We start from the raw sequence: 6,205 nt of genomic DNA, 5'->3' as shown, positions 1-6,205 counted from the left end.
CCCTCGACCCGAGTGGAGCTATGGGGATTCGAACCCCAGACCTCCTCCATGCCATGGAGGCGCGCTACCAACTGCGCCATAGCCCCGTGAGACGTGGATAAGCATATAGGAGTCAGGGGGTCGGTGATGCCATTGATGCGTTCCGCGTCGGCTCGGCTACGGCGGGCGACAGGCTTGGATACTTTGCCTGCTCATGAATGCTGTTGCGGCTCGGCCGTTGACTGGGCGGTGTTCGGGGATCTTCGAGGGTCGCGAGCATGCTTTGTTCGGGGTGAGCGCGTTGAACGGTTTTTTCAGTCGGGGGGCGGTGACGGCTTTGTTGGGGTGGGGGTTGTCGGTGTTCGGGCGGGTGGATGTGTTGGTGCCGGGGGCGGGTGAGTTGGCGGGAACGTTGGTGGCGAGGGGGTGGGATCCGGTGAGGGCGTCGGCTAAGGCGAGGGCTGCGGCGGGTAACACCCGTAATCGGGTGGGTCGAGCGTTGTCGGATCTCGGGGTGGGGGCGGGGGATGTCACGGTGTTCTCGTGGGACGACTTGGCAGGGAATGTCGGCTACGAGCGGCTCCGGGGCGAGGTGGAGTCGCTGTACACGGGTGATCGCCAGTTCGGTGAGGAGTGCATGCTGGCGGTGGCGGCGGTCGTCGGCGGCGCCGAGGCGGACAGGTCTCGGCGCGAGGCGGCGCTGCCGTTCCTCTTCGCGGAGCTACCGCTGGTCTTGGATACTCCCGCGATCCTCGGGGTGGGGTCGTCGCTGTTCTGTTATCCGCGCCCCATGCCCATGGTCGATCGTCTCTACGCGGGCACGCTTCCGGTGGCTCCTTCCCCCCGACAGGGGTTCCTCGTCACTCGTTTGACATAGCGAGTCACACACCGCGACCATTGGGCGTCGAGGGGGTAGACGATGGCTTCGGCGACTGATCCTTTCGTCGCACAGCTGGCGCGCAATGCGGGCAGCGCGTTCGACACCAGCGACATGGACCACGACGGCTATCTTGATCATCACGATATGAGCGTGGCGGCCGAGGCACTGTGTGATCGTCTCGGGCTGGCCGATCCCTCTCCGCAGCGTGATCTGGTGCTTTCGGCCTATGAGCGGTCGTGGCGCAGCGCCGCCGAGGTGATCGATTTCGATGGCGACGGCCGGATCAGCCGGGATGACTACATCCAGCACGTGCATTCGCCCCATCTTGACCGCACGGCCTTTGTGGCGCAGGTGGTGTGGCCGATCACGGACGCACTGTGGGATGCGCTTGACGCCGACGGCGACGAGAAGCTCAACCGACCTGAATATCTCAGGCTGTGGGCGGCTTTCGACGTGGAAGGCCCTTCGGCTCGCGAGGCGTTCGAGATGCTCGACGCCAATCGCGATGGGCGTCTCTCGAAGGACGAGTTCGCCCAGGCTATGTACGACTTCTACTACAAACCCGAGAGAGCCACCGTCCCCATCCTCGGCAGGCCCTGACGCGCGCAACCGCCGACGAACCCCCGTCACCGATGAACACCGGACCCACGGCCGATCACACGCGCCGGCCGTACGCCGCCGCGCGGCGGCGGCTCTCCAGGGGCTACGCCCGCCAGGCGGGGTCGCGTCCGCTGAGCGCGAGGGCACGCTCGAAGGTGCCGGCATGCGGCGAAGCGGGCACTTCATCGCCGAAGACCCCCGTCTGGCGGCCTTGAGGGGCCATCATGGCGACGAGGTCCATAGTCAGATGGGCGGTCTCCTCGTCGACCCGGTGGTCCTGGCCGGTGGCGACGGCGAGGTCCCAACCGTGGATGACGAAGTCGAACAGCACCATTTTGGCGACGACGTCCATCGGCAGGCCGAAGGACGGGCTGGTCCCCTCGTAGGCTTCCGGGGCACGCCAGGCTTCGACCAGTTCGGCGAGGCGCGCGTCGAACACCTCAGGCGTCCAGTCGTCGCCGAGATAGTCGCCGTCGGCGGGCATGTCGGCCTTCTTGGCGAGCGCCGTGAACATCACCGTGACATAGTTAAGGTGGTTGATCAGCTCGCGCACGGTGTAGGCGGCGCAAGGGGTGGGGTCGCCGAACCGATCGGCCCGCATCCCTTGTAGAAGCCGGGCCACCTCGCCGCCGGCGTGCGATATCCGCTCATGCAATTCGATCATAGGTTCGACACTATCAGGAGTTAACACCACCTCGGGATCTTCCAATGCGTTCCACATCATGAGTTGAAACTCCGAGCACCGTAGAAAGTCGTCCTGCCCACAGGCCAGGATGTGCTCGATGACCTGCATGGACTCCTGAAGCGCACACACCAGCTCCGCCAGGTCCGCGTGGTGGCGCGCGAGCAGTTCGCCGTGCGCCCGAGTCGTCGCCCCGGAGATCACGGTCAGCCCGTAGGAGGCTGGACTACTCCCCCGTGTCGTTTAGCAGCCGCCGTCGCCACGCCGGGGCAGGCGATCGGCGGAGCCCTCGGCATCGCGGACTCACCGCACGCCTGACCATGATTGCGCCATGGGCCTTCGTAAGAGCGATCCCGCCGTGTCCCCTCTCCGCGGGGGCGCCCGCCAAGGTTCGACGGGCCCACCGGGTCACCTGGTGAACGCGTCGGCCGTACTCGCGGTCATCGGGGTGTTCTGGCTGCCGCCGGCCGTCGACGCGGCCGACGCCTGGCGGTCGGCCGCCGGGCTGGTGTCGGCCGTCCTCGCGGCGGCGGGGATGCTGTCGCGGTGGCGGCTGCCCGTCGCCTCGACGGTGACCGCCGGCGCCGCGACGGTCGGCGCGAGTGTGCTGGGCGTGTGCCAGGATCCGATGCTCGCCGCCGCGTGGTGCCTGTATCCGCTGGCTCTCACCCGCGCGGCGCGGACGCGGATGCCGCTGCTCGTCGCCGTCGGCACCGTCGCCGCGCTCGCCATGGTGACCGGTGTCCCCGCCGAGGACGTGGGCGGGTCGGGTCAGCGTCTCGTGCTCGCCGTCACGGCACTGAGCGTCGCGTGGCTACTGGGAGCCGCGGTCGGAAGGCAGGTCGAGACCGCTCGGGAGGCGGAGCGCGCCCGCGCCGCCGAGCGTACGACCCGCGTGCAGCTCGACGTCGCCCGCGATGTCCACGACGTCGTCGGCCACGCCCTCGGCGTGATCAGCGCCGAAGCCGGCGTGACCCGCGGCCTCTCCGACGCCACCGAGCAGGAGCTGCGCGACACACTCGCCGACATCGAACAGCACGCCAGGAGCGCCCTGGAGGACATTCAGGCACTCGTCCGCTCCCTGCGCACCGGAGACGGCTCCGACTCCCCCGGCCTCTCCGCGCTGCCCCCGCTCATCGCCGCCACCCGCGCCGCCGGACTGCGCATCGACACCCGGATCTCGCTGCCCGACGGCCTCCCCCCCAAGGTCGGCGCCACCGCCTTCCGCATCGTCCAGGAGTCCCTGGCCAACGCCGTACGGCACGCGCCCGGCGCCGCCTGCACCGTAGACCTCCACACCGACCACGACACCCTCGTCATCCGCATACGCGATGAAGGCCCCGGCATGCGCCCCGGGAATCACTCCTCCGGCTTCGGCCTGCGAGGCATGCGTGAACGCGCCCGCCTCATCGGCGGCACCGTAACCTGGCGCGACACCCCCGGCCATGGCTTCGAAGTCGAAGCCCGACTCCCCCTAGACCGTCGGGGTGGGAGGCCACGATGAAGGCGGCCGGGTTGCGGCAGCACGCAATCGGGCGCAGAGGAGCCTCTTCGCGGGAGCATAAATCGCAGGTCAGGGATAATTCGGTGGCTCATCCCGCAATCCCTGGCGGTACATCGGTCACCAACTAAAAAGACATCCGTACGTGCCTAACGGCAGGTGTGGCGGCCTTCTCCTGCACCCCAGGGTGAGGGCATGTCATTGATCAACATCACTCCCGCGTCGGTTCACCACAACGCCTGGTTTCCCGGGCGCTTCCTCGGAGGTGTCGCCCTGGTGCTCGGGCCGCTCCTGTGGCTCGCCGGGCTGACGCTGCGCCGCCTGGCGGGAAGCACGGCGGAGTTCACGCCGGAGCAGTACTTCGCCACGCAGCCCGACTCGGGGTGGCCCAGTTCGCCTCACTCGGCTTCCACCCCCACCAAAACCAACCGGCACCCCCAAACAAAGCACCTTCCACCCCAACCCGAACCAGCAAGCACCCCCAAACAAAGCACCTTCCACCCCAACCCGAACCAGCGAGCAACCACAACCAAGGGGGTGCGGGTGGCGAAGCCCCCGCAAAGCGAGCGAAGCGAGCACAACACGACGAGGGCGACGCGGCCAGCGCATCCTGCGCGGCACACGTCGCCCTCGACCCGAGTGGAGCTATGGGGATTCGAACCCCAGACCTCCTCCATGCCATGGAGGCGCGCTACCAACTGCGCCATAGCCCCGTGAGACGTCCGTCAGTGTATCGGAGTTGGACTGGCCGGGGGTAATGGAGGGTGTTGCCGCCGCCTCGTAGGCTCGTCGGGTGGTTTTTTTCGTGGTCGTGTTTGGTTTGACGTGGTGGCTCGGCCTCTATGTGGTTTTGCGGGGTTGGGGTGTGCCAGGGGCGTTGCGCGCGGGTTTGGGGATTGTGGTGTTCGCGCTGGCGTTGGCGGTGGATGCGCTGCGTGTGGGGTTGCCGGGTGATGTGGTGTGGCTGGGCAGGGTTGAGTCGGTGTTGATTGGTGTGCCGCTGTTGTTGTGGTCGGGGGCCTGCGTCCGTCTGGTGGGGGCTGGGGACCGGCTGGATTGGTTGTGGCGGTTCGGTGTGCTGCCTGTGGGGGTGGTGGGTCTCGCGGGTGTAGTGCTTTCTGGGGGTTTGTTCGAGGGGTGGCATCCTGCCCATCTGGGCCTGGCGGTGGTTTTGGTGGCGCCGTTGCTGGGCTTGGCCGTACTTTTGGCGCGGGTTTCGGCGGGGTGGCTGGTGGTGTTGGCGACGTTGTTCGCGGGTCTCGGCGGGGCGTTGTTCTTGCTGCCGATGCGTGTCCCGGGCTGGATGCTGTTGGGGTCGCTCGCGGTGGACATGGCGATGCTGGGTGTGGCGGTGTCGAGGTCGAGTGCTTTTCTCGCCGGCGAGGTGCTGTGGCGGGACATGTTCAGGTCGCTGCTCGGCGCTGTGGCCGCGGGGGTGTTGTTCGGCAGCCAGGTGCTGCTGCTCGGGGTCGGTGAACCGTCGGCGCTGCCTGTGGTGTTCGGGGTGGTGGCGACTGCGGTGACCGTGTTCACGCTGGCGGATCCTGTGCATCGGCTGCTGGATCGGCTGGCGTTCGCGGGGGACGGTGTCATGCGCCGGGAGCTAGCGGAGTTGCGTGATTCCGCGGCGGCGCTGCCTCGGCTGGCGGAGGCGGTGCCGGTGGACGACGAGGAGTTCGTACGGCTGACGCGCCGCGCTCTGGCCGCGTACGGCGATTTGGCGAAGTTGACGAGCAGCCCGCTTGTGCACATGCCGGTGGTCGAGCGGCGGGTGAGGGAGCGGGGCGCGGGGCAGCCTCTCGATCGGGCCGCGGAGTTGAAGCAGCTGCTGTTGGAGAGCATCACGCGGTTGAAGCCCCGTGACGGGGAGTTCGGGACGAGTGAGGAGTGGCGTTATTTCAACGTGCTCTACTTCCCGTACGTGGTGGGGTTGAGGCCGTACCGGCGGGGTGCGACGCATCACGGGTTGTCCGGCGATGAGCGCCGGGCTTTCGAGTGGTTCGTCACTCAAGTCCCCGAACGTACGCTCTATAACTGGCAGAAGACCGCCGCGAAACTCATCGCCGACGACCTGAGACGCGGGAATCGGCAGTAAATGGCAGTGGAATGTCTGCAGGTGGCACTGCTGTCCGGGGTCGGATGAGCGTGTTGGAAGGAGACACCTCATGCTCACCCGAGTACTGAAGTCAGACATGCTGCTGTGCGCCGTCAGCGGCCTGCTGCTGGCGCTGGCCGCGGATCCGCTCGGCGACCTGTTCGCGCTCCCCGCCCCGCTGCTGCGCTGGGCGGGCATCGTTCTGCTGCCGGTCGCCGCGTTTATCGGCTATGTGGTCAGCAGGACGCCGCACCCGACAGGGGCCGTCTGGGCGATCATGACCCTCAACAGCCTGTGGGTTGTCGACAGCGTGATCCTGCTGTTCACCGGCTGGGTCGACCCGAACGCGCTCGGCATCGCCTTCATCATCGCCCAAGCGCTCGTGGTGGTGGTCTTCGTCGAGCTGCAATACATCGCCCTGCGCCGCCTGCGCCGTGCGCCCCACGCCATGGCGGCGTAGGACGCGCA

6 protein-coding genes and 2 tRNA genes are annotated in these 6,205 nt (G+C 67.6%); 5 read left to right on the top strand and 3 right to left on the bottom strand.

Annotated features, from left to right (window positions below; genetic code table 11):
• Positions 1-13: 13 nt before the first annotated feature.
• Positions 14-86 (bottom strand) — tRNA-Ala (locus BLQ73_RS28050).
• Between the two features lie 107 nt (positions 87-193).
• On the opposite strand from BLQ73_RS28050, the gene BLQ73_RS28045 reads away from it, so the two are divergent.
• Positions 194-856, top strand: a complete 663-nt coding sequence (locus BLQ73_RS28045; protein ID WP_093175229.1) for a tRNA-dependent cyclodipeptide synthase — start codon at positions 194-196, stop codon at positions 854-856.
• 42 nt (positions 857-898) lie between these two features.
• Positions 899-1,459, top strand: coding sequence for an EF-hand domain-containing protein (locus BLQ73_RS28040; RefSeq protein ID WP_093175226.1), 561 nt, complete (start codon positions 899-901; stop codon positions 1,457-1,459).
• 103 nt (positions 1,460-1,562) lie between these two features.
• On the opposite strand, the gene BLQ73_RS28035 is transcribed toward BLQ73_RS28040, so the two are convergent.
• Positions 1,563-2,252, bottom strand: a complete 690-nt coding sequence (locus BLQ73_RS28035) for a TIGR03086 family metal-binding protein (RefSeq protein ID WP_218126055.1) — start codon at positions 2,250-2,252, stop codon at positions 1,563-1,565.
• Positions 2,253-2,472: 220 nt separating this feature from the next.
• Between BLQ73_RS28035 and BLQ73_RS28030 the strand changes: the two genes are divergently transcribed.
• Entirely contained in the window at positions 2,473-3,645 is a 1,173-nt protein-coding gene (locus tag BLQ73_RS28030) for a sensor histidine kinase (protein WP_093175221.1), read from the top strand.
• 637 nt (positions 3,646-4,282) lie between these two features.
• On the opposite strand, the gene BLQ73_RS28020 is transcribed toward BLQ73_RS28030, so the two are convergent.
• Positions 4,283-4,355 (bottom strand) — tRNA-Ala (locus BLQ73_RS28020).
• Between the two features lie 80 nt (positions 4,356-4,435).
• Between BLQ73_RS28020 and BLQ73_RS28015 the strand changes: the two genes are divergently transcribed.
• On the top strand, positions 4,436-5,737 hold the full coding sequence (locus BLQ73_RS28015; RefSeq protein ID WP_093175218.1) for a hypothetical protein: 1,302 nt from the start codon (positions 4,436-4,438) through the stop codon (positions 5,735-5,737).
• A gap of 70 nt (positions 5,738-5,807) precedes the next feature.
• On the top strand, positions 5,808-6,197 hold the full coding sequence (locus tag BLQ73_RS28010; RefSeq protein WP_093175216.1) for a hypothetical protein: 390 nt from the start codon (positions 5,808-5,810) through the stop codon (positions 6,195-6,197).
• Positions 6,198-6,205: the final 8 nt, after the last annotated feature.

It is taken from the genome of Sinosporangium album (assembly GCF_900100605.1).
Lineage (GTDB): Bacteria > Actinomycetota > Actinomycetes > Streptosporangiales > Streptosporangiaceae > Sinosporangium > Sinosporangium album.
The sequence above is the reverse complement of the archived record's forward strand: the minus strand, read 5'-3'. Positions and strand labels throughout refer to the sequence as shown.